Genomic DNA, 255 nt, shown 5'->3' on the forward strand with positions numbered 1-255 from the left:
TCTCCGGCCGCGACTGGAACCTCGCGACCGCCATGGTCATCAAGGGTGATGCGCTGGTGCAGGTGATGGGCGACTGGGCCAAGGGCGAATTCGTCGCCGCCAAGAAGACCCCGGACAAGGACTTCCTGTGCTACCGCTTCCCCGGCACCGATGGCAGCGTCGTCTACAACTCCGACATGTTCGGCATGTTCAACGTCCCCGACGACCGCAAGGCGGCGCAGGTGGCGCTGGCGACGGCGACGCTGTCGAAGAGCT

Annotated in this window: 1 pseudogene; it reads left to right on the forward strand. The window is 65.5% G+C overall.

Features of this window, described 5'->3' with window-relative positions:
* Window positions 1-255 (forward strand): annotated as a pseudogene (locus tag K6N12_RS33890) (sugar ABC transporter substrate-binding protein); the annotation flags it as partial.

Source organism: Rhizobium redzepovicii (genome assembly GCF_019793435.1).
In the GTDB taxonomy this organism is placed as follows: Bacteria; Pseudomonadota; Alphaproteobacteria; order Rhizobiales; family Rhizobiaceae; genus Rhizobium; species Rhizobium redzepovicii.